The organism is Asanoa sp. WMMD1127 (assembly GCF_029626225.1).
Taxonomy (GTDB): domain Bacteria; phylum Actinomycetota; class Actinomycetes; order Mycobacteriales; family Micromonosporaceae; genus Asanoa.
Genome location: NZ_JARUBP010000001.1, coordinates 6,063,923 through 6,083,860 on the forward strand (window position 1 = coordinate 6,063,923; position 19,938 = coordinate 6,083,860).

Annotated in this window: 19 protein-coding genes; 13 read left to right on the forward strand and 6 right to left on the reverse strand. The window is 72.2% G+C overall.

Going from position 1 to position 19,938, the window contains the following annotated elements; all coding sequences use genetic code 11:
- From chvE to O7635_RS28945, 11 genes are all read left to right on the forward strand, one after another.
- The gene (gene chvE, locus O7635_RS28895) at positions 1-1,131 is read left to right on the forward strand and encodes a multiple monosaccharide ABC transporter substrate-binding protein (RefSeq protein WP_278083642.1); all 1,131 of its coding nucleotides are present in this window, start codon (positions 1-3) and stop codon (positions 1,129-1,131) included.
- A 71-nt stretch (positions 1,132-1,202) separates the two neighbouring features.
- A complete protein-coding gene (mmsA, locus tag O7635_RS28900; protein WP_278083643.1) occupies positions 1,203-2,741 on the forward strand; it encodes a multiple monosaccharide ABC transporter ATP-binding protein in 1,539 nt (512 codons plus the stop codon).
- Positions 2,738-3,979, forward strand: a complete 1,242-nt coding sequence (mmsB, locus tag O7635_RS28905) for a multiple monosaccharide ABC transporter permease (protein ID WP_278083644.1) — start codon at positions 2,738-2,740, stop codon at positions 3,977-3,979. Before mmsA ends, mmsB begins: the two co-directional genes overlap by 4 nt.
- Positions 3,980-3,984: 5 nt before the next feature.
- A complete protein-coding gene (locus O7635_RS28910) occupies positions 3,985-5,043 on the forward strand; it encodes a LacI family DNA-binding transcriptional regulator (protein WP_278083645.1) in 1,059 nt (352 codons plus the stop codon).
- A 3-nt stretch (positions 5,044-5,046) separates the two neighbouring features.
- Complete coding sequence (gene araB / locus O7635_RS28915; RefSeq protein WP_278083646.1) at positions 5,047-6,711, forward strand: ribulokinase; 1,665 nt, start codon at positions 5,047-5,049, stop codon at positions 6,709-6,711.
- On the forward strand, positions 6,708-7,391 hold the full coding sequence (locus O7635_RS28920; RefSeq protein ID WP_278083647.1) for an L-ribulose-5-phosphate 4-epimerase: 684 nt from the start codon (positions 6,708-6,710) through the stop codon (positions 7,389-7,391). The genes araB and O7635_RS28920 overlap by 4 nt, the downstream gene beginning before the upstream one ends.
- 11 nt (positions 7,392-7,402) lie before the next feature.
- Entirely contained in the window at positions 7,403-8,914 is a 1,512-nt protein-coding gene (gene araA, locus O7635_RS28925) for an L-arabinose isomerase (protein ID WP_278083648.1), read from the forward strand.
- 91 nt (positions 8,915-9,005) lie between these two features.
- Positions 9,006-9,914, forward strand: coding sequence for a LysR family transcriptional regulator (locus O7635_RS28930; protein WP_278083649.1), 909 nt, complete (start codon positions 9,006-9,008; stop codon positions 9,912-9,914).
- Positions 9,915-9,989: 75 nt separating this feature from the next.
- Positions 9,990-10,421: a nuclear transport factor 2 family protein gene (locus O7635_RS28935; protein WP_278083650.1), complete on the forward strand. Its 432-nt coding sequence runs from the start codon at positions 9,990-9,992 to the stop codon at positions 10,419-10,421.
- A 44-nt stretch (positions 10,422-10,465) separates the two neighbouring features.
- On the forward strand, positions 10,466-10,849 hold the full coding sequence (locus tag O7635_RS28940; protein WP_278083651.1) for a MerR family transcriptional regulator: 384 nt from the start codon (positions 10,466-10,468) through the stop codon (positions 10,847-10,849).
- Entirely contained in the window at positions 10,828-11,160 is a 333-nt protein-coding gene (locus tag O7635_RS28945; protein WP_278083652.1) for a thioredoxin domain-containing protein, read from the forward strand. The genes O7635_RS28940 and O7635_RS28945 overlap by 22 nt, the downstream gene beginning before the upstream one ends.
- Before the next feature lie 160 nt (positions 11,161-11,320).
- Here O7635_RS28945 and O7635_RS28950 read toward each other — a convergent pair whose 3' ends face one another.
- Both O7635_RS28950 and O7635_RS28955 read right to left on the reverse strand, forming a co-directional pair.
- On the reverse strand, positions 11,321-12,226 hold the full coding sequence (locus O7635_RS28950; protein WP_278083653.1) for a hypothetical protein: 906 nt from the start codon (positions 12,224-12,226) through the stop codon (positions 11,321-11,323).
- Positions 12,219-12,722 carry a sigma-70 family RNA polymerase sigma factor gene (locus O7635_RS28955; RefSeq protein WP_278083654.1) on the reverse strand — a complete coding sequence of 168 codons (504 nt, stop codon included), beginning with the start codon at positions 12,720-12,722 and terminating at the stop codon, positions 12,219-12,221. Before O7635_RS28955 ends, O7635_RS28950 begins: the two co-directional genes overlap by 8 nt.
- 206 nt (positions 12,723-12,928) lie before the next feature.
- Here O7635_RS28955 and O7635_RS28960 point away from each other — a divergent pair, with 206 nt between their 5' ends.
- Positions 12,929-14,878, forward strand: a complete 1,950-nt coding sequence (locus O7635_RS28960) for a TetM/TetW/TetO/TetS family tetracycline resistance ribosomal protection protein (protein WP_278083655.1) — start codon at positions 12,929-12,931, stop codon at positions 14,876-14,878.
- On the opposite strand, the gene O7635_RS28965 is transcribed toward O7635_RS28960, so the two are convergent.
- The 4 genes from O7635_RS28965 to O7635_RS28980 form a co-directional block, all read right to left on the reverse strand.
- A complete protein-coding gene (locus O7635_RS28965; RefSeq protein WP_278083656.1) occupies positions 14,875-15,405 on the reverse strand; it encodes a hypothetical protein in 531 nt (176 codons plus the stop codon). The genes O7635_RS28960 and O7635_RS28965 overlap by 4 nt on opposite strands.
- A 63-nt stretch (positions 15,406-15,468) precedes the next feature.
- Entirely contained in the window at positions 15,469-16,923 is a 1,455-nt protein-coding gene (gene gndA, locus O7635_RS28970) for an NADP-dependent phosphogluconate dehydrogenase (RefSeq protein WP_278083657.1), read from the reverse strand.
- A 119-nt stretch (positions 16,924-17,042) separates the two neighbouring features.
- Complete coding sequence (gene malQ, locus O7635_RS28975) at positions 17,043-18,953, reverse strand: 4-alpha-glucanotransferase (protein ID WP_278083658.1); 1,911 nt, start codon at positions 18,951-18,953, stop codon at positions 17,043-17,045.
- Complete coding sequence (locus tag O7635_RS28980) at positions 18,953-19,303, reverse strand: hypothetical protein (protein WP_278083659.1); 351 nt, start codon at positions 19,301-19,303, stop codon at positions 18,953-18,955. The genes malQ and O7635_RS28980 overlap by 1 nt, the downstream gene beginning before the upstream one ends.
- 148 nt (positions 19,304-19,451) lie before the next feature.
- Here O7635_RS28980 and O7635_RS28985 point away from each other — a divergent pair, with 148 nt between their 5' ends.
- Complete coding sequence (locus O7635_RS28985) at positions 19,452-19,928, forward strand: Asp23/Gls24 family envelope stress response protein (RefSeq protein WP_278083660.1); 477 nt, start codon at positions 19,452-19,454, stop codon at positions 19,926-19,928.
- The last annotated feature ends 10 nt before the right edge of the window (positions 19,929-19,938 follow it).

A 19,938-nucleotide genomic window follows, 5' to 3' on the forward strand; every position in this document is an offset into this window, starting at 1 on the left:
GTGAACAAGCGACTTCTGGCCGCTCTGGGCGCCGCGGCGGTGGCGCTGAGCATGGCGGCATGCAGCGGTGAGGGCGCCGGCAGCGGCACCGACACCGCCAACCAGGCCCCGACCGAGCTGACGATCGGCGTCTCGATGCCGACCCAGACCTCGGAGCGCTGGATCGCCGACGGCAACTCCGTCAAGGAGAAGCTGGAGGCCAAGGGCTACAAGGTGGACCTGCAGTACGCGAACGACGACATCCCCACGCAGTCGCAGCAGGTCGACCAGATGATCACCCAGGGCGCGAACGTGCTGGTCATCGCGGCCATCGACGGCACCGCGCTCAGCGGTCAGCTCCAGGCCGCCGCCGACAAGAAGATCCCGGTCATCTCCTACGACCGGCTGATCCGCGACAGCAAGAACGTCGACTTCTACGTCAGCTTCGACAACTACAAGGTCGGCGTCGCGCAGGCGACGGCGCTCCTCGTGGGTCTCGGCGTGCTCAACAAGGACGGTTCGCCGGGCAGCGCCAAGGGGCCGTTCAACATCGAGCTGTTCGCCGGCTCGCTGGACGACAACAACGCGCACTTCTTCTTCGACGGCGCGATGGACACGCTCAAGTCGCACATCGACAAGGGCACGCTCGTCGTGAAGTCGAAGCAGACCTCCATCGAGCAGGCGGCGATCCTGCGGTGGCAGCAGGAGACTGCGCAGAAGCGGATGGAGGACCTGCTGACCTCGAGCTACAACGACGGCGCCAAGGTGGCCGGCGTGCTCTCCCCGTACGACGGGCTGTCCCGCGGCATCATCACCGCGCTGCAGAACGCCGGATACAGCGGCAAGATGCCGGTCGTGACGGGTCAGGACGCGGAGATCGCGTCGGTCAAGCTGATCAACGACGGCGTGCAGAGCTCGACCATCTTCAAGGACACCCGACTGCTGGCCGAGCAGGCCGTCATCGCGGCCGAGGCGTTCCTGAAGAAGCAGACGCCGGAGGCCAACGACACCAAGACGTACGACAACGGCGTCAAGGTCGTGCCGTCGTACCTGCTGCCCGTCGAGACGGTCTACAAGGACGACATCCAGAAGTCCCTGATCGACTCGGGCTACTGGACGGCCGACGAGGTCAAGGCCGGCCAGGCCAAGTGACCGACCGGCAGGCCCGGTGACCGAGCGAGGTCGCCGGGCCTGCCGCCCGCACGCACGCAGAAGGAGGACGGATGGCCGACGTGCTGCTGGAGATGCGCGACATCACCAAGACTTTCCCCGGCGTGAAGGCGCTCGAGGACGTGTCGATCACCGTCCGGCGCGGTGAGATCCACGCGATCTGCGGCGAGAACGGCGCCGGCAAGTCGACCCTGATGAAGGTGCTCTCCGGGGTCTATCCGGCCGGTTCCTACACGGGGGAGATCCTCTTCGACGGCGAGCCCGTGCACTTCAACGGGATCCGCGACAGCGAGGCCAAGGGCATCGTCATCATCCACCAGGAGCTGGCGCTGGTGCCCTACCTCTCGATCGCCGAGAACATCTTCCTGGGCAACGAGCGGCGCGGCACCGGCGGCCTGATCGACTGGAACCTCGCCAACGCCGAGGCGGCGAAGCTGCTCGCGCAGGTCGGCCTCGACGAGAACCCGGTCGCCCCGGTCATCCAGCTCGGCGTGGGCAAGCAGCAGCTCGTCGAGATCGCCAAGGCCCTGTCCAAAGAGGTCAAGCTGCTGATCCTGGACGAGCCGACCGCGGCGCTCAACGACGTCGACTCGGCCCACCTGCTCGACCTGCTCCGGCGCCTGCGCGACCGGGGCATCACGTGCATCATGATCTCGCACAAGCTCAACGAGATCACCGCGATCGCCGACTCGACGACGGTCATCCGCGACGGCCGCACCGTCGAGACGCTCGACATGACCGACGCGGACGCCACGCAGGCCCGGATCATCCGCGGCATGGTCGGCCGCGACCTCGACAGCTTCTACCCCGACCGCGAGTCGGCGCCGGGCGAGGAGGTCCTCCGCATCGAGGACTGGACCGCCTGGCACCCCACCCAGGACCGCAAGGTGGTCGACGGCGCCAGCCTCAACGTCCGCGCCGGCGAGGTGGTCGGCATCGCCGGCCTGATGGGCGCCGGCCGCACGGAGCTCGCGATGAGCGTGTTCGGCCGCTCCTACGGCCGCGACATCAGCGGCCGGCTCTTCATGCACGGCAAGGAGGTACGCGCCCGCACGGTCGCCGAGGCGATCCGCAACGGCATCGCGTACGCCACCGAGGACCGCAAGCGCTACGGGCTCAACCTGATCGCCGACGTCTGCCGCAACATCTCCGCCGCCGCCCTCGGCAAGCTGTCCCGCCGCGGCTGGGTCAACGGCAACGAGGAGATCAAGGTCGCCGAGCAGAGCCGGCGTGACATGAACATCAAGACGTCCACCGTGATGGCCACGGTCGGCACGCTCTCCGGCGGCAACCAGCAGAAGGTCGTGCTGTCGAAGTGGCTGTTCACCGACCCGGACGTGCTGATCCTGGACGAGCCGACGCGGGGCATCGACGTCGGCGCGAAATACGAGATCTACACGATCATCAACAAGCTGGTGGCGCAGGGCAAGGCGGTCATCGTCATCTCCTCCGAGCTGCCCGAGCTGCTCGGGATCTGCGACCGCGTCTACACCCTCTCGGCCGGCCGCATCACCGGTGAGCTGCCGGTGCACGAGGCCACCCAGGAAAGCCTCATGGCGCTCATGACCAAGGAGAAGGAGCTCGCCGGATGACCAGCACGAAGCCGCCCGAGACGCGGGAGTCCGGCACCGCCCCGGCGGCGGCCCTGCACACCGGGACCAGCGACCCGCGTACGTTGATCATGCGTAACCTGCGGCAGAGCGGCATCTACGTCGCGTTCGTCGTCATCGTGGCGCTGTTCGCGATCCTGACCGACGGTGTGTCGCTCAGCCCGGGCAACATCACGAACATCGTGCTGCAGTACTCGTACATCCTGGTCCTCGCGATCGGCATGGTCATCCTGATCATCGGTGGCCACATCGACCTGTCGGTCGGCTCGGTGGTGGCGCTGACCGGCGCCGTCTCCGCCGTGCTGGTCATCCAGCAGGGCCTGCCGTGGTGGGTCGGCGTGGTCGCCGCGATCGCCGTCGGCCTCGTGGTGGGCGCGTGGCACGGCTTCTGGGTCGCGTACGTCGGGATGCCGGCGTTCATCGTGACGCTGGCCGGCATGCTGCTGTTCCGCGGCCTGACGCTGCAGGTGCTCGACAACATCTCGCTGTCGCCGTTCCCGTCCGAGTACCAGAAGGTCGCCAACGGCTTCCTCAACGGCCTGCTCGGCGGCCAGGGCTACGACGCGTTCACGCTGCTGATCGGCGGGCTCGCGGTCGCCGGGATCGCGGTCAGCAGCTATCGCACGCGTCTGGCCCGCGTCCGCTACCAGCAGTCCGTCGAGTCGTTCCCGCTGTTCGTGCTGCGGATCCTGCTGGTCGGCGCGGTGATCATGTATTTCGCCTGGCAGCTCGCCCACGCCCGCGGCCTGCCGATCGTGCTGATCATCCTGGCCGCCCTGGTGCTCGTCTACGGCATGGTCACCCGCCGCACGGTCTTCGGGCGCCAGGTGTACGCGATCGGCGGCAACCTGTCCGCGGCGCTGATGTCCGGCGTGAAGGTGAAGTCGGTCAACTTCTGGATGTTCGTCAACATGGGCTTCCTGGCCGGCGTCGCGGGTGTCATCTACTCGTCGCGCTCCAACGGCGCCCAGCCGGCGGCCGGCAACATGTTCGAGCTCGACGCGATCGCCGCGGCGTTCATCGGCGGCGCGGCCGTGGCCGGCGGCGTGGGCACCGTGGTCGGGGCGATGGTCGGTGGTCTGATCATGGCTGTGATGAGCAACGGCATGCAGCTGATGGGCATCGACCAGTCGGTCCAGTCGGTGATCAAGGGCCTGGTGCTGCTGTTCGCCGTGGCGTTCGACATCTACAACAAGCGGCGCGTCGGCGCCAACCGCTAGCCGTCATGGACACACCGATCCCAGACTCCGCGCCGACGCGGCCACTGGCCATGTCGGACGTCGCCGCCCGGGCCGGCGTGTCCCACCAGACCGTGTCGCGGGTGATCAACCGCCATCCCCACGTGGCGGTGGCCACCCGCGCACGGGTCCTGGCCGCCATCGAGGAGCTGGGTTACCGGCCCAACGGCGCGGCCCGCGCGCTGGCCACCGGCGAGACCCGCACGATCGGTCTGGCCACCGCCAACATCAGCCAGTACGGGCCGGCGCAGACGATGGTCGGCCTGGAGCACGCGGCCCGGGCGGCCGGCTACTCGCTGACCGTGCAGGTGCTCGACGACACCACCGCCCGCACGATGACCGCCGCGATCGACCGGCTGGCGACGCAATCGCTGGCGGCGATCATCGCGCTGAGCACCTACGACGAGACGGTGCGGGCTGTCCGCCAGGCGCAGAGCGCGGTGCCGCTGATCGCCGTGCAGGCGCGCGAGGCCGGCCACGGCCCGGCGGTCTGGGTCGACCAGACGGCGGGCGCCGCGCTGGCCACCCGGCACCTGCTCGACCTCGGCCATCGCACCGTCCACCACGTCACCGGGCCGGCCGGCTCGATCGAGGCGACCGCCCGTCGCCGGAGCTGGCGGGCCGAGCTCGAGGCGGCCGGCGCGCCGGTGCCCTCGGTGCTGCGCGGCGACTGGTGGCCGGCGTCGGGGCACGCCGCCGGCCGGGAGCTGGTCGCCCGCCGGCGTGGCGGCGAGTCGGTCACGGCGGTGTTCGTCGCCAACGACCAGATGGCCTTCGGGCTGCTCAACGCGTTCTACGAGGCCGGGCTGCGGGTGCCCGAGGACGTCAGCGTGGTGGGCTTCGACAACGTGCCGGAGGCGCCGTACTCGATCCCGCCGCTGACCACGGTCCGGCAGGACTTCGCCGAGCTGGGGCGGCGCGGCGTGCAGCTCGTGCTCGAGCTGCTCCGTGGTGAACAGGCGCGGCCGCGACCGGTCGCGCCACAGTTGCTGGTGCGGGCCACCACCGCACCGCCGGCTCGCGGCCCGGGCCGCGGGGAAGGGTGAGCCATGTACGTCGTCGGGGTCGACTTCGGCACGCTGTCCGGTCGGGCGGTCGTCGTCCGGGTCGCGGACGGGGCCGAGCTGGGCAGCGCCGTCTCGGTGTACGCGCACGCCGTGGTCGAGAACCGGCTGCCGGCCACCGGTGAGCAGCTGCCGCCGGACTGGGCGTTGCAGATGCCGGAGGACTGGCTGGCGGTGCTGCGCGACGCGGTGCCGGCGGCGGTGCGGGCCAGCGGCGTCGATCCCGCCGAGGTGGTCGGCATCGGCACCGACTTCACCGCCTGCACGGTGCTGCCGACCACCACGGACGGCACGCCGCTGTGCGAGCGCGACGGGTTCCGGGCGCGGCGGCACGCGTACCCGAAGCTGTGGAAGCACCACTCCGCCCAGCCGCACGCCGACCGGATCAACGCGCTGGCCGCCGCCCGGGGCGAGCCCTGGCTGGCCCGCTACGGCGGGAAGATCTCCAGCGAGTGGGAGTTCGCCAAGGCGCTGCAGGTGCTGGAGGACGACCCCGAGGTGTACGCGGCGATGGACCGCTGGGTCGAAGCCGCGGACTGGATCGTCTGGCGGCTCTGCGGCCGCTACCTGCGCAACGCCTGCACGGCCGGCTACAAGGGGATCTACCAGGACGGCGCCTACCCGTCGGCCGACTACCTGGCCGCCCTCAACCCCGCTTTCGCCTCCTTCGTCACGGACAAGCTGGAGCACGAGATCGGGCAGCTGGGCGCGCTGGCCGGGGGCCTGACCGCGGAGGCGGCGGGCTGGACCGGGCTCCCGGAGGGCATCGCGGTCTGTGTGGGCAATGTGGACGCCCACGTGACCGCGCCGGCCGCCAAGGCCACCGAGCCCGGCCAGATGCTGATGGTGATGGGCACGTCGACCTGCCACGTGATGAACAGCGACCGGCTCGGCGAGGTGCCGGGCATGTGCGGTGTGGTCGACGGCGGGATCGTGCCGGGCCTCTACGGCTACGAGGCGGGGCAGAGCGGCGTCGGTGACATCTTCGCCTGGCACGTCGACAACTTCGTGCCGCCGTCCTATGTGGAAGCCGCCGCCGCGGCGGGTGTCGGGGTGCACGAGCACCTGACCGCGCTGGCCGCCGCGCAGGAGGTCGGCCAGCACGGGTTGGTCGCGCTCGACTGGCACGGCGGCAACCGGTCCGTGCTGGTCGACCACGAGCTGTCCGGCGTGCTGGTCGGCACGACGCTGGCCACCCGGGCCGAGGACGTCTACCGGGCGCTGCTGGAGGCGACCGCGTTCGGCACCCGGACCATCGTCGAGGCGTTCGAGAGCAACGGCGTCGCGGTGTCCGAGCTCGTCGTGGCCGGCGGGCTGCTGCGCAACGCGTTCCTCATGCAGCTGTACGCCGACGTCTGCCGCCGTCCGCTGTCGGTGATCGACTCGGAGCAGGGGCCGGCGCTCGGATCGGCCATCCACGCCGCGGTGGCCGCGGGCGCCTACCCCGACGTGCACGCGGCGGCGGAGGCGATGGGCAAGCTCCGCCGGGCGGTCTACGTGCCGGACGACGAGCGGGCGGCCGCCTACGACGCGCTCTACGCCGAGTACCGGCTGCTGCACGACCACTTCGGCCGGGGCGGCAACGACGTGCTGCACCGGCTGCGGGACATCCGCCGCACCGCGATGACCGGGTCCAAGGAGGACGCGTGACCGTTCCGGCTCAGCGCACCGAGCAGGGCTCGCACCGGGAGCAGCGGGCCCACGTGGCCGCGTTGCACGGCGAGCTCGTCCGCTACGCCCTGGTCACCTGGACCGCGGGCAACGTCTCCGAGCGGGTGCCGGGGGAGGACCTGTTCGTCATCAAGGGCAGCGGCGTCTCCTACGACGGGCTCTCCTGGGAGGGCATCACCGTCTGCAACCTCGACGGGGCGGTGGTCGACGGGGTGCGGGCGCCGTCCAGCGACACCGCCGCGCACGCCTACGTCTACCGCCACCGGCCCGACGTCAACGGCGTCGTGCACACCCACAGCCCGTACGCCACCGCCTGGTCCGCCCGGGGTGAGGCGATCCCGTGCGTGCTGACCGCGATGGCGGACGAGTTCGGCGGCCCGATCCCGGTCGGCCCGTTCGCGCTGATCGGCGACGACTCCATCGGCGCGGGCATCGTGTCCACACTGGCCGGTCAGCGCTCGCCGGCCGTGCTGATGCGCAACCACGGTGTCTTCACCATCGGCGACAGCGCGCGGTCGGCGGTCAAGGCGGCGGTGATGTGCGAGGACGTCGCTCGCACCGTCCACCTGTCGCGGCAGCTCGGCGAGCCGCTGCCGATCGCGCCGGCCGACATCGACTCCCTCTACGAGCGGTACCAGAACGTCTACGGGCAGCGTTGAAAGGACACATCGTGATCGACGATCCCTTCGCCAGGCGGGAAGTGTGGTTCCTGACCGGAAGCCAGGGCCTGTACGGCGAGGACACCCTGCGCCAGGTGGCCGACCAGTCCCAGCGCGTGGCGGCCATGGTCGACGCGGCCGCCGACGTCCCGGTCCGCGTCGTCTGGCAGCCGGTGCTGACCAGCTCCACGGCCATCCGCGAGGTGATCGGCCGGGCCAACGAGACCCCGTCGTGCGTCGGCGTGATCGCGTGGATGCACACGTTCTCGCCGGCCAAGATGTGGATCGCCGGCCTCGACGCGCTGCGGCGCCCGCTGCTGCACCTGCACACCCAGGCCGACGCCGCCCTGCCGTGGGCGACGATCGACATGGACTTCATGAACCTCAACCAGGCCGCGCACGGCGACCGGGAGTTCGGCTACGCGCTGACCCGGCTGCGGGTGCCGCGTACGACGGTCGCCGGTCATGTCAGTGACCCGTCCGTGGCCGCGCGGATCGGGTCCTGGGCCCGCGCCGCGACGGGCGTGGCCGAGGCGCGGTCGCTGCGGCTGGCTCGGTTCGGCGACAACATGCGGGACGTCGCGGTCACCGAGGGCGACAAGGTCGAGGCCGAGCTGCGGGTGGGCGTGTCCGTCTCGACGTGGGGCGTCAACGACCTGGTGTCGGTGGTGGACGGTGTCGCCGACTCGGCGGTGGACGCGCTGGTCGACGAGTACCTCGACAGCTTCGAGCTGGCCGACGACGTGAAGCCGGGCGGCGACCGGCACGAGAACGTCCGCTACCAGGCGCGGCTGGAGGCCGGTCTGCGGTCGTTCCTGACCGACGGCGGGCAGCGGGCGTTCACGACCAACTTCGAGGACCTGGGCGGCCTGCGGCAGCTGCCGGGGCTCGCGGTGCAGCGGCTGATGGCCGACGGCTACGGCTTCGGCGGCGAGGGCGACTGGAAGACCTCGGCGCTGCTGCGCATCCTCAAGGTGGTCGGCGCCGGCCGGCCGGGCGGCACGTCGTTCATGGAGGACTACACGTACCACCTCGGTCCGGGCACGCCCAAGATCCTCGGCGCGCACATGCTGGAGGTCTGCCCGTCGATCGCCGGCGAACGGCCGCGGATCGAGGTGCACCCGCTGTCGATCGGCGACCGCGCCGATCCCGCCCGCCTCGTCTTCAACGCCGCCACCGGCCGGGGCGTGGTGGTCGGCTGGGCCGACCTCGGTGACCGGTTCCGGTGGGTGGCCAACGACATCGACCTGGTCCCGCCGGACGAGCCGCTGCCCCGCCTGCCCGTGGCGCGCGCGGTCTGGACGCCGCGGCCGGACTTCTCGACGGCGACGGAGGGCTGGCTGACCGCGGGCGGCCCGCACCACACGGTCCTGTCGACCGCGGTGACGGCCGACGAGATCGGCATCCTCGCCGACCACCTGGGCATCGAACTGGTGCACATCGACGCCGACACGACCCGTCGGGGGCTGGCCAAGGAGCTCCGCTGGAGCGCCGCGTACCACCGGCTGGCACAGGGCATCTGACGGGCCCGACCGCGGCCGGGACACCCTGCTCCCGGCCGCGGTCGCCGGCGTCAGCCGACCGCCGGCCGCCGGGCGGCGGTAGGTTCGGACTGTGACACCCGATCTTCGGCAGTTCCGGTACTTCGTGGCCGTCGCCGAGGAGTCCAGCTTCACCCGCGCCGCGAGCCAGCTGATGATCACCCAGCAGTCGCTGTCGCAGCAGATCAGCGCGATGGAGCGGATTCTCGGTGCGAAGCTGTTCGAGCGGGACAGCCGCGGCACCAAGCTGACCGGCACGGGGGCGCTGCTGCTGCCAGGGGCGCGCGAGGTGCTGGCCCGGGCCGACGACGCGGTGGCGCTCGTCCGGCGGGCCGTCCGCGGCGAGACCGGCGAGCTGCGCCTGGCCTTCCTCACCAGCACGGCCAACCACCTGCTGCCGCCGATCGTCAGAGTGGCCCGTGACCGCCTGCCCGACCTGCGGGTCACCACCGCGGAGACCGCCATCGGGCCGCTGGTCGACGGCGTACGCGACGGGGACTACGACCTCGCCTTCACCCGCCCGCCCCGCGTGCCGGGCCTAGGCCTGGCCGAACGCGTGGTGGCCACCGAGCGGGTGTGTGCGGTGCTGCCCGTGGGCCACCGGCTGGCCGACCGGGTCGAGCTCGAACTGGCCGAGCTGGCCGGCGAGCGGTGGGTGATGAGCCCGCGTAGCTCGTGGGAGCCCTGGCACCGCGCCTTCGACAAGCGATTCCGGCAGGCCGGTTTCACGCCGGACGTCGTCGCGGAGGACGCGAGCGCGCAGGGGCTGCTCGGCCTCGTCGCGGCCGGCGTCGGGATCAGCCGGCTGGGCTGGTCAGCCCGGCACCTGCGGCGCACGGGCGTCGTCTTCGTGCCGCTCGCCGGCGAGGAGGCGCCGACCGAGATGGTATGGCGGCCGGACAACGACAATCCGGCGTTGCCGCGGCTGGTGGACGTGGTCACCGAGCTGGCCGCCAGCACGGACCTGACCGCGGCGGGGTGACACAGGCCCGACCTGTCGGCGTGTCAGGCATTCTGTGTTGGTCGGGCTGCGCGGGGCCCGGCCACGATCGTCGGTATGAATGAGCACGATGACCGCCAGGCCCTGCGGGACCTTGTCGACGCCTACGCCCGGCTCGCCGACCGGCGGGACGGGGCAGGGCAGTCCGCCCTGTTCACGCCCGCGGGCCGGGTCGTGGTCGAGGCGGGCGCGACCCGGCAGGTTCTCGAGGGCCGGGCCGCGCTGGCAGCGGCGTTCGAGGAAGGGCTGCGGCCGTACGCCCGGACCACGCATTTCAACGGGCAGAGCACCGTGGCGCTCGACGGCGACCGGGCGACGGGGGAGACCTACTGCCTGGCGCACCACCTCTGGACCGAGGGCGCGGAGCGGACCCTGATGGTCATGTCGATCCGCTACCTCGACAGTTTCGTCCGCTCGGAGGGGCGTTGGTTGATCGCGGAGCGCCGGTTGATCGTGGACTGGGTCGACCGCCGGCCGTCGGCGGCGTGAGCGGTGTTGCCTTGACGCCGGTGGCAAGGTCTAGCGTCGGTTCCATGCTGATCGGGGAGTTGGCCGAGCGGGCCGGCACGAGCACCCGGGCGCTGCGCTACTACGAGACCCACGGGCTGTTGCGGGCCGGGCGCTCGGCGAACGGCTACCGCGTCTACGACGACGCGGAGCTGCGGGTGGTGCGGGAGATCCGGGCCCTGCTCGCGGTCGGGTTCGGGCTCGACGACATCAAGCCGTTCGTCGCCTGCCTGCGCGCCGGGCACCCGTCCGGCGACGTGTGCCCGGACTCGGTGGCGGTGCTCCGCCGCCGGATCGCCGAGGTCGACGCCGGCATCGAGCGGATGCGGGAGGTCCGCGACCGGCTCCACGCTCAGCTCACCGTCGCCATCGAGAGCCGGGAGACCACATGCTCCGGCAGGACCTGCTAGTCACCGTCACCGACGACACCTTCGCGGCCGAGGTGCTGGCCGCACCGACCCCCGTGGTGGTCGACGTCTGGGCCGAATGGTGCCCGCCCTGCCACGCGATCTCCCGCAGCCTGGGTGAGCTGGCCGAGGAGCTCGCCGGCCGCCTGGTGGTCGCCACCCTCGACGCCGACGAGAACCCGGCCACGACGCGGGCCTACCAGGTCCGCTCGCTGCCCACCCTGCTGATCTTCCGCGCCGGCGAACTGGTCAGCGCCACGGTCGGCGCCCGCCCGAAGTCCGCCCTGCGCACCCTCCTCACCGAGCACTGTTAGGGTCTGTCTCGAAGTCCTGACCGGGCTGCGGCGGACCCAGGCGCCGCCTGGAACCGCGCCGGTCACGACCGGATACAACACCGGTATCCGGCCGCGCCCGGCGCGGCCCCAGCCGGCGCCTGGGCCTCGCCTCGCTCCGGCCATGACTTCGAGACAGACCCTAGCTCCGCCACTCCTCGATCGTCTCGATCGCCAGGCGGGCGAACAGCCGGAGGTCCGCCGGGTCGCTCGGGAAGTCCTCCCAGCCGTCGACCGTCACCACTGTCACGACGTCGCCGACGCGGACGATCACGGCGCGGAGGTCCCACTGCCGTTGGCCCTGCTTGACCACCTCCAGCACCTGGATCGCCTCGTCGCCGTAGGACGGTGGCGGCTCGGACGTGATCGTGGTGGTCAGGCCCTCCGCTGTGCGCGTGTCGCAGCTGTCCAGGTCCGCGCGCACGCGGCGCATCAGGTCGTCGGCGCCGCCGGGACGGTAGGCGATGATGGTCTGCGTGACCACGCCGGCCGGGACCGTGCCCTCGTCCTCCTCGTTCGCACCCTTGTAGATCTGGTTGAACGAGCGGCGCGCCGTCGACGCGGCGTCGTCCCGCAGCGGGTTGTCACACAGCATGGGCGCCTCGAGACCGGCGGGCGACGGCGACCGGGAATTGCCCTCCTTGGTCATGTCGCGCGGCAGGTCGAAGAACGCCCGCTCCGGGATCGACCTGATCACCGGGCGCGCCGAGGTGACCGACGGTGACGACGGCGACGCCGGCGACGCCGGCGACGCCGGCGGAGTGGTGGGCGCGGTCGTCGGCGGCGCCGAGGTGGCCGCGGGCAACGGCGTCGGCGTGGGCATCGCCGGGGCGGTCGGGCGCGGTGGCTCGGGCGGCGTCGTCGCCGGGCCGCCCAGCAGGGCCACGCCGCCGCCGGCGGTCAGGGCCGTGACGACCGCGCCGCCGACCACCGAGGCGCGGCGGCGGGCGTGCCGGTCGGCGGCCCGGCGCAGGTCGCCGGCGCTGGGCAGGCCGCTGCCGTCCACATCGGACGCGAGTGCCGCGTACCAGGTCTCCAGGTCACGCATCCCGCACCTCCAGGTCGGTGTCCGCCGTGCCGAGTTGGGCCGCGAGGCGTTCGCGGCCGCGGGAGAGCCAGGACTTCACCGTGCCGGGCGGCGCGCCGGTCTCGGCCGCGATGTCCTCGATCGACATGTCGCAGAGGTAGTGCAGGGCCAGTGCCCGGCGGAGGTTGACCGGCAGGGCCCGGAGCGCGGTGACCAGCACGACCGTGTTCTCGCCCGGTGGTGGCGCGGGTGGCGGCGGGCCCGTGCGGCGCAGGAGCGCCGCCACCCCGCCGAGCCGGCGCCAGCGGTCGTTGGCCAGCCGGCTCACGACGAGTCGCACCCACGCCTCCGGCGCCGGGTGCGCCGCGACGGCCTCCCACCGCCGCCACGCCCGGGCGTACGCCTCCTGGACCGCGTCCTGCGCCTCCGTGGCGTCGCCGACGACGGCCACGGCGTAACGCAAGGTGCGGACGGCCGTCGTCCGGTAGAACTCGTCGAAACTTCCCGCGTCCCGCACAGAAGAGCTCCTCCCCGTTTCGTAATCCTCTTACGGGCCGCGGGCCGGTCAGGTTGCGGGGCGCTCTGTCGTAAATCCGTTGCGACGGCCCCGCAGCCCGTGATGGGCTGGCCGAAACACCGACAGAAAGGAAATCTCCGAGATGCGTGCAGCTCGCGTGTTCGTTCCGATGGCCTATATCCACGCCTTCGTAAAGGACCGCTCGCTTGCGTACGCTCAATCTCGGGATTCTCGCTCATGTCGACGCCGGTAAGACCAGCCTGACCGAGCGGCTCCTGCATGCCGCCGGCGTCATCGAAGCGCCCGGCAGTGTCGACGACGGCAGCACGCAGACCGACTCGCTCGCCCTCGAACGGCAGCGCGGCATCACCATCAAGTCCGCGGTGGTGTCGTTCCCGATCGACGGCGTCACCGTCAACCTGATCGACACGCCCGGCCACCCGGACTTCATCGCCGAGGTGGAGCGGGTGCTCGCCGTGCTCGACGGCGCCGTGCTGGTCGTCTCGGCCGTCGAGGGCGTGCAGCCGCAGACCCGGGTGCTGACCCGGGCGCTGCGCCGGCTCGGCATCCCGCTGCTCGTCTTCGTCAACAAGGTCGACCGCGCCGGCGCCCGGCCCGACGCGGTGGTCGCCGACCTCGCGCGCCGGCTCGGCCTGACCCCGCAACCCATGGGGACCGTCCGTGGCGCCGGCGCCCGCGACGCCACCTTCCACGACGGCGCGGCGGGGCTGGTCGACCTGCTGGCGCAGCGGTCCGACGCGGTGCTGCGGACGTTCGTCGACCACGGCCGTGTCGCCGCCGAGCGGCTCCGCGCCGAGCTCGCCGCCCAGACCGCCCAGGGCTGGATCCACCCGGTGTACGCCGGTTCCGCCATCACCGGCGCCGGCGTCGCCGAGCTGATGACGGGCATCCGCGACCTGCTGCCCACGGCGACAGGCGACCCGGCCGCCCCACCGTCCGGCGCCGTGTTCAAGGTGGAGCGCGGCGCGGCCGGCGAGCGACTCGCCTACGTGCGCATGTTCGACGGCACCCTCACCGTCCGCGACAAGGTCCAAACAGGACAGGCGGAGGCCAAGGTCACGGGGATCGACGTGTTCGACGGCGGCGCCCGGGTGACCCGGCCGGCCGTGTCGGCGGGCCGGATCGCGGTGGTGCGCGGCCTCACCGGCGTCCGCGTCGGCGACCCGGTCGGCACGCCGCGTCCCGGCGCCCGCCGACACTTCCCGCCGCCGTCGCTGGAGACGGTGGTGGTCCCGGACCGGCCGGGCCGGGCCGGCGCGCTGCACGCCGCCCTCACCGAGCTCGCCGAGCAGGACCCGCTGATCAACCTGCGCCGCGACGACGTACGCGACGAGACCTCGGTGTCGCTCTACGGCGAGGTGCAGAAGGAGGTCATCGAGGCCACGCTGGCCGACGAGTACGGCCTGGCCGTCACGTTCCGCGAGTCCACCACCATCTGCGTGGAACGGGTCCAGGGCACCGGCGCGGCGCACGAGCTCAAGCACGAGGCGCCGTTCCTCGCCACCGTCGGCCTGCGCGTCGAGCCCGGCCCGGTCGACTCGGGCATCGCGTTCCGGCTCGGTGTCGAGCTCGGCTCGATGCCCCCGGCCTTCTTCGCCGCGGTCGAGGAGACCGTGCACGAGGTGCTGCGCGCCGGCCCGCACGGCTGGCAGGTCGTCGACTGTGTGGTGACCATGACGCACTCGGGCTACTACGCGCGCCAGAGCCACGCCCACGGCACCTTCGACAAGAGCATGTCGAGCACGGCCGGCGACTTCCGCAACCTCACGCCGCTCGTGCTGATGGCGGCGCTGCGCCAGGCCCGGACGGCGGTGCACGAGCCGGTGCACGCGTTCCGCCTGGAGCTGCCGGCCGACCTGCTCGGCGCCGTCCTCCCGGTGCTGGCCAAGCACGGCGCGCTGCCCACCGGCACGCAGACGACCGGGGCGACCGCGGTCGTCGAGGGCGACATCCCGGCGGCCCGGGTGCACGCCCTGGAGACCCGCCTGCCGTCACTGACCCGCGGCGAGGGCGTGCTGGAGTCGGCGTTCGACCACTACCGCCCGGCCCCGTGCCCGTGGCCGGAACGCCCGCGCACCGACCACAACCCGCTGGACCGCCGCGAGTACCTGCTGCACGTACAGCGCCGTGTCTAGGGTCGAGTCAGCTCCGGTGGGACGGGCAGGTCGACCTTGCGCAGGACGGCGGCGATGGCCTCTTCGACCTGCGTGCCGTGGGCGACCAGGTCCGGGATCGCGTAGCCGCCGAACAGGTCGCACGGCTTGTCGAAGGTCAGCGTCGAGTCGCCGCCGGGCTGCTCGGAGATGGTCAGCCGGACCGGCAGATATTCGATCACCGCCGGGTCGTGTTTGTAGAGGCCCTCTTCGATGACCAGGTTGTCGGCCAGGTAGGTGACCGCGCGGAGCTGGTGGCCGGCGAGCCGCATCACCGGGCTCGGATCGAACGTCGAGATGTTCACCAGGCCGTCGCCGGCTGTGCGGTCCGAGAGGTTCTCCAGCGCCGGCCAGCCGCCGCCGCCCTTCGCCTCGGCCACCGCCGTGCCCCAGGACCAGGCCGGCACGGCCCGCTCCCACTGCTTGCGGAACTGGTCGTAGGACCGCCCGGTGTTGATCACGAAACGCCGGACCGGCCGGTTGAGCACCGACACTGCTGGTGAGCTCATCTCTCTCGCCTCTCCCCGTCGCCGCGGCCCCGTCCGATGCGGGGCCGCGGCTGGAGGCCGCGCCTAGGCGTCGACCTCCCGCTTGTCCTCGGCCCACATCGTGTGGAAGGAGCCGTCGCGGTCGACGCGCTGGTAGGTGTGCGCGCCGAAGTTGTCCCGCAGGCCCTGGATCAGCGCGGCGGGGAGCCGGGGGCGGCGCAGCGCGTCCAGGTAGGCCAGCGAGGAGGAGAAGACGGGGGTGGGCACGCCGCCGCGGATCGCGGTGACCAGCACGCGGCGCCAGCTGTCGAAGCCGTTGGCGACGGCCTCGGCGAAGTAGGGAGCGACGAGCAGGCTCTCGAGGTCGGCGTTCTCGGCGTAGACCTCGCGGATCCGGTCGAGGAACTTGGCCCGGATGATGCAGCCGCCGCGCCAGATCGTCGCCATGGCGCCGGGGTCGATGCCCCAGTCGTTGTCCTTGCTGCCGGCCCGGATGTGGTCGAAGCCCTGCGCGTACGCCACGATCTTGGAGGCGTAGAGCGCGTTGCGGACGTCCTCGACGAACTGCTTGCGGTCCTCGACGAGCCCGGCGATGTCGGTGTCGGCCGCGCGACCCGCGTAGGTCTCCTGCGCCGCCGCCCGCTGCTCGACGTGCCCCGACAGCGACCGCGCGAAGGTGGCCTCGGCGATGCCGGTGATCGGCACGCCCAGGTCGAGCGCGCTCTGCACGGTCCAGCGCCCGGTGCCCTTCTGCTCGGCGCGGTCGGCGACCACGTCGATGAAGGGCTGGTCGGTCTTGCCGTCGGTGTGCGCGAGCACCTCGGCGGTGATCTGGATCAGGAAGGAGTCGAGGTCGCCGCTGTTCCACTCGCGGAAGATCTCGGCGATCTCCGCCGGCGAGGCGCCGAGACCGGCCCGGAGCAGGTCGTAGGCCTCGGCGATGAGCTGCATGTCGGCGTATTCGATGCCGTTGTGCACCATCTTGACGAAGTGGCCGGCCGCCCCCGGACCGACGTGGACGCAGCACGGCGTGCCGTCGACCTGGGCCGCGATCTTCTCGAAGATCGGGCCGAGCTTGCGGTAGGACTCGGCGGACCCGCCGGGCATGATGCTCGGGCCGAGCAGCGCGCCCTCCTCGCCGCCGGAGACGCCGGTGCCGACGAAGTGCAGGCCCTTGGCGGCGAGGTCACGCTCCCGCCGGGCGGTGTCGACGAAGTGGGCGTTGCCGGCGTCGATGACGATGTCGTCCTTCTCGAGCAGCGGCACGAGCTCGTCGATCACGGCGTCGGTGGCCTTGCCGGCCTTGACCATGATGATGACCGCGCGCGGCCGCTGCAGCGAGGCGACGAAGTCGGCCATCGACTCGCTCGGGATGAAGTCGCCCTCGTCGCCGTGGTCCGCGACCAGGCTGCGGGTGCGGGCGACGCTGCGGTTGTGCAGGGCCACGCTGAACCCGTTGCGGGCCAGGTTGCGGGCGAGGTTTCGCCCCATCACCGACAGACCGGTCACGCCGATCTCGGCCCGGGCTTCAGTGCTCATCTACCCCTCCGTGCTCTTCTGTCACGGCCCGCGGCGCCAGGACCAACGCTGGTCGATGGGCCGCCGTCCGTATTGACGCGGGTGCCCCGGTGGGGCAATAGCAAACCCTGTTTGCCCGATTAATCCCGCCTGCGCCGTGGCCGCGCGGCGGCCAACAGACGCGCGATGTCGCGTACTCCCGGATGGTCCTGGATCTCCTCCCGTGGGAGCGGCAGCGGCAGCCGCCAGTTGGGGTACTGGTCGGTCGTGCCCGGCAGGTTGGGCTGGCGGGTCTCGCCGAGGACATCGTAGAGCGAAGCGGCGATCAACCGGGCCGGGCTGGCCGCGAGCGCGGCGTGCAAGGCTGTGACGATCGCGTCATCGTCCGTAGTGGACAGTAGGCCGGCCTGCCGCAACATGTCGGTCAGCGCGGCGCGGTCGGCCCGCGCCCGCTCCCGTTCGGCGCTCTCGCCGGTGGCCAGCAGGCCCAGCCGCGCCCGGACGTCGACGTGCTCCTCGGTGAGAAAGCCCTTGGCGGTCGGCAGGTCGTGGGTCGAGACCGAGGCCAGCGCGGTCCGCGGCCACTTCCGCGGCGGGATGAACGTGTCGCCGTCGCGGGTGAACCAGAGCACCGTCGAGCCCAGCATGTTGCGGCCGCGCAGGGCCCGGGTCACCGACGGTTGCACGGTGCCGAGATCCTCGCCGACGACCACCGCGCCGGCCCGCTCCGCCTCCAGCGCGAGGATGCCGAACATCGCGTCGGCGTCGTAGCGGACATAGGTGCCCTCGGCCGCGCCCGCGCCCGGCGGGATCCACCACAGCCGGGACAGGCCGGCGACGTGGTCGACCCGCAGGCCGCCGCCGTGCCGGAGCAGGGCCCGGAGCATGTCGCGGTAGGCGGCGTAACCGGTCGCGGCCAGCCGGTCCGGGCGCCACGCGGCCAGGCCCCAGTCCTGGCCGAGCTGGTTGAACGCGTCCGGCGGGGCGCCCACCCGCACGCCCTGGGCCAGCACGTCGCCGAGCTGCCAGCCGTCGGCGCCGCCCGGGTCCACGCCGACGGCCAGGTCGTGGACGATCCCGACCGGCATGGCCCCGGCGGCTTCGGCGGCGGCCGCGAGCTGCTCGTCGCAGAGCCGCTGGAGCCAGGCGTAGAAGCCGACCCGGGCCGGGTCCGCGGTGGCCCGGGCCGGGTCGCGCAGCTCCGCCGGCCACTGCCGCCAGTCGGTGCCGTGCTCCTCGGCCAGCACGCAGTAGGTGGCGAAGGCGGCCAGGTCGGGGTCGACGTCCGCCGCCGGGCCCGGATAGAGCAGCTCCAGCGCCGTCCGCTTGGCCCGCCACACCGCGTCGTAGTCGATCAGCTCGCCGCCGTCGGGCCGCAGCGCGTCGACCTTGGCCCGGACGGCCGCGTCGGCCGCCGCGTATTCGGCCGTGTCGGTGACCCGGATGTAGAGCGGGTTGGCGAACCGCCGGCTGGAGGGGGAGTACGGCGAGGCCTGCACCGGATGGTTGGGGCCGATCGCGTGCAGCGGGTTGAGCAGCACCAGGCCGGCGCCGGTGCCGGCGGCCCAGCCGGCGAAGGCCCGCAGGTCGCCGAGGTCGCCCATGCCCCACGAGTCGCGGGACCGCAGCGAGTAGAGCTGGAGCATCCAGCCCCAGGCCGGTGGTGGCGGCGGCAGCCGGCGGGGAGCGACGACCAGCGTCACCTCCTGGTCGCCGCAGGCCAGCCGGTGCCAGCCGAGCGGCAGCCCGTGCAGCTCCGGCCCGACGCCCCGCGTGCTGCCGTCCTCGAGGGTGACCGTGCCCGGGCCGGGCAGGGTGCGGCGGTCGCCTTCGCGCAGCACCACGGTGGGCGGCAGCCGGTCGCCGGCCTTGGCCGCCTCGGCGGTGGCCAGCGCGTCGCGGACGGCGGCCGGGCTGCTCGCGTCGACGTCGAGGAGGCCGAGGACGCGTACGACGGTGTCCCGGTCGACCTGGGCGCGGCGACCGTCGGCCGCGTCGTAGGCGGTGACCACTCCGTGTGCCGCGGCGAGGCGGCGCAGGTCGCGTTCCATCAGCCGCTGACCTTGTCGAGGTACTGCAACAGGTCGTGGGCGGCCAGCTCGACCTCCTTGTGCCGGAAGGACGAGGCGCGGTAGACCACCGCGATCAGCCCGCTGCGGTGCAGCCGGCGCAGGTCGCCGTAGACGAAGGCGTAGCGGGCCTTGGTCTCGTCGGCGGCGCCCTCGGTCAGCCCGAGGTGCCACTCCGACAGCTCGGCCCACGAATGCCGCTCGAGGTAGGAGTTCTCGTCGTCGGCCCGCGGTTGCGCGGCGCCCCAGTCGCTGTTGAGCACGTACTGCCTGTTGTCGATCAGCTGCCGGGCCTTCTTGACGGCAACCGGGTTGACCGCGTACCTCGCCATGCGGCCATGTTCCCGCAACCAGGGTGCGCCATGCCTGCCCCACGCCGGGTCCGACTATTCCGTCTCGTGGTGGTTTAGCAGCAACGATTACGGTAAGTCAGGTGTCATTGCACAACCTGTCGTCAATCCTCACGAACGGGACGTAGTGATGACGCAGACTGCCAGCAGGACCGCCCAGACCACCGACCCGCAGCAGCACCTACGCGGCGGTGGTCAGGACGGCGGGAAGATCACCGTCGCGGACGGTGTCGTTCAGAAGATCGCCGGGATGGCCGCGCGCGAGGTCTCCGGTGTGTACGCCATGGGCTCCGGCGCGGCGCGGACCGTCGGTGCCATAAAGGAACGGATTCCGGGCAGCACCGGGGCCAGCGTGTCGCAGGGTGTCGGGGTCGAGGTCGGTGAGAACGAGGCCGCGGTCGACCTGGACATCGTGGTCGAGTACGGCGTGTCCGCCAACGAGCTCGGCCGGGGCATCCAGCGCAACGTGCGGTCGTCGATCGAGCGCATGACCGGGCTCGACGTCGTCGAGGTGAACGTCAACATCAACGACGTGCACCTGCCGGACGATGGTGACGGCGCGAGCGGCGGCTCCGCCACCAGCACCGGCGAGTCGCGGGTGTCATGACGGCGCAGCC

Bases quoted from the DNA above. Each gene is read 5' to 3' on its own strand.
- mmsA (WP_278083643.1), top strand. From the start codon at position 1,203: ATGGCCGACGTGCTGCTGGAGATGCGCGACATCACCAAGACTTTCCCC.
- mmsB (WP_278083644.1), top strand. From the start codon at position 2,738: ATGACCAGCACGAAGCCGCCCGAGACGCGGGAGTCCGGCACCGCCCCG.
- O7635_RS28910 (WP_278083645.1), top strand. From the start codon at position 3,985: ATGGACACACCGATCCCAGACTCCGCGCCGACGCGGCCACTGGCCATG.
- araB (WP_278083646.1), top strand. From the start codon at position 5,047: ATGTACGTCGTCGGGGTCGACTTCGGCACGCTGTCCGGTCGGGCGGTC.
- O7635_RS28935 (WP_278083650.1), top strand. From the start codon at position 9,990: ATGAATGAGCACGATGACCGCCAGGCCCTGCGGGACCTTGTCGACGCC.
- O7635_RS28940 (WP_278083651.1), top strand. From the start codon at position 10,466: ATGCTGATCGGGGAGTTGGCCGAGCGGGCCGGCACGAGCACCCGGGCG.
- O7635_RS28945 (WP_278083652.1), top strand. From the start codon at position 10,828: ATGCTCCGGCAGGACCTGCTAGTCACCGTCACCGACGACACCTTCGCG.
- O7635_RS28950 (WP_278083653.1), bottom strand. From the start codon at position 12,226: ATGCGTGACCTGGAGACCTGGTACGCGGCACTCGCGTCCGATGTGGAC.
- O7635_RS28965 (WP_278083656.1), bottom strand. From the start codon at position 15,405: ATGAGCTCACCAGCAGTGTCGGTGCTCAACCGGCCGGTCCGGCGTTTC.
- gndA (WP_278083657.1), bottom strand. From the start codon at position 16,923: ATGAGCACTGAAGCCCGGGCCGAGATCGGCGTGACCGGTCTGTCGGTG.
- malQ (WP_278083658.1), bottom strand. From the start codon at position 18,953: ATGGAACGCGACCTGCGCCGCCTCGCCGCGGCACACGGAGTGGTCACC.
- O7635_RS28980 (WP_278083659.1), bottom strand. From the start codon at position 19,303: ATGGCGAGGTACGCGGTCAACCCGGTTGCCGTCAAGAAGGCCCGGCAG.
- O7635_RS28985 (WP_278083660.1), top strand. From the start codon at position 19,452: ATGACGCAGACTGCCAGCAGGACCGCCCAGACCACCGACCCGCAGCAG.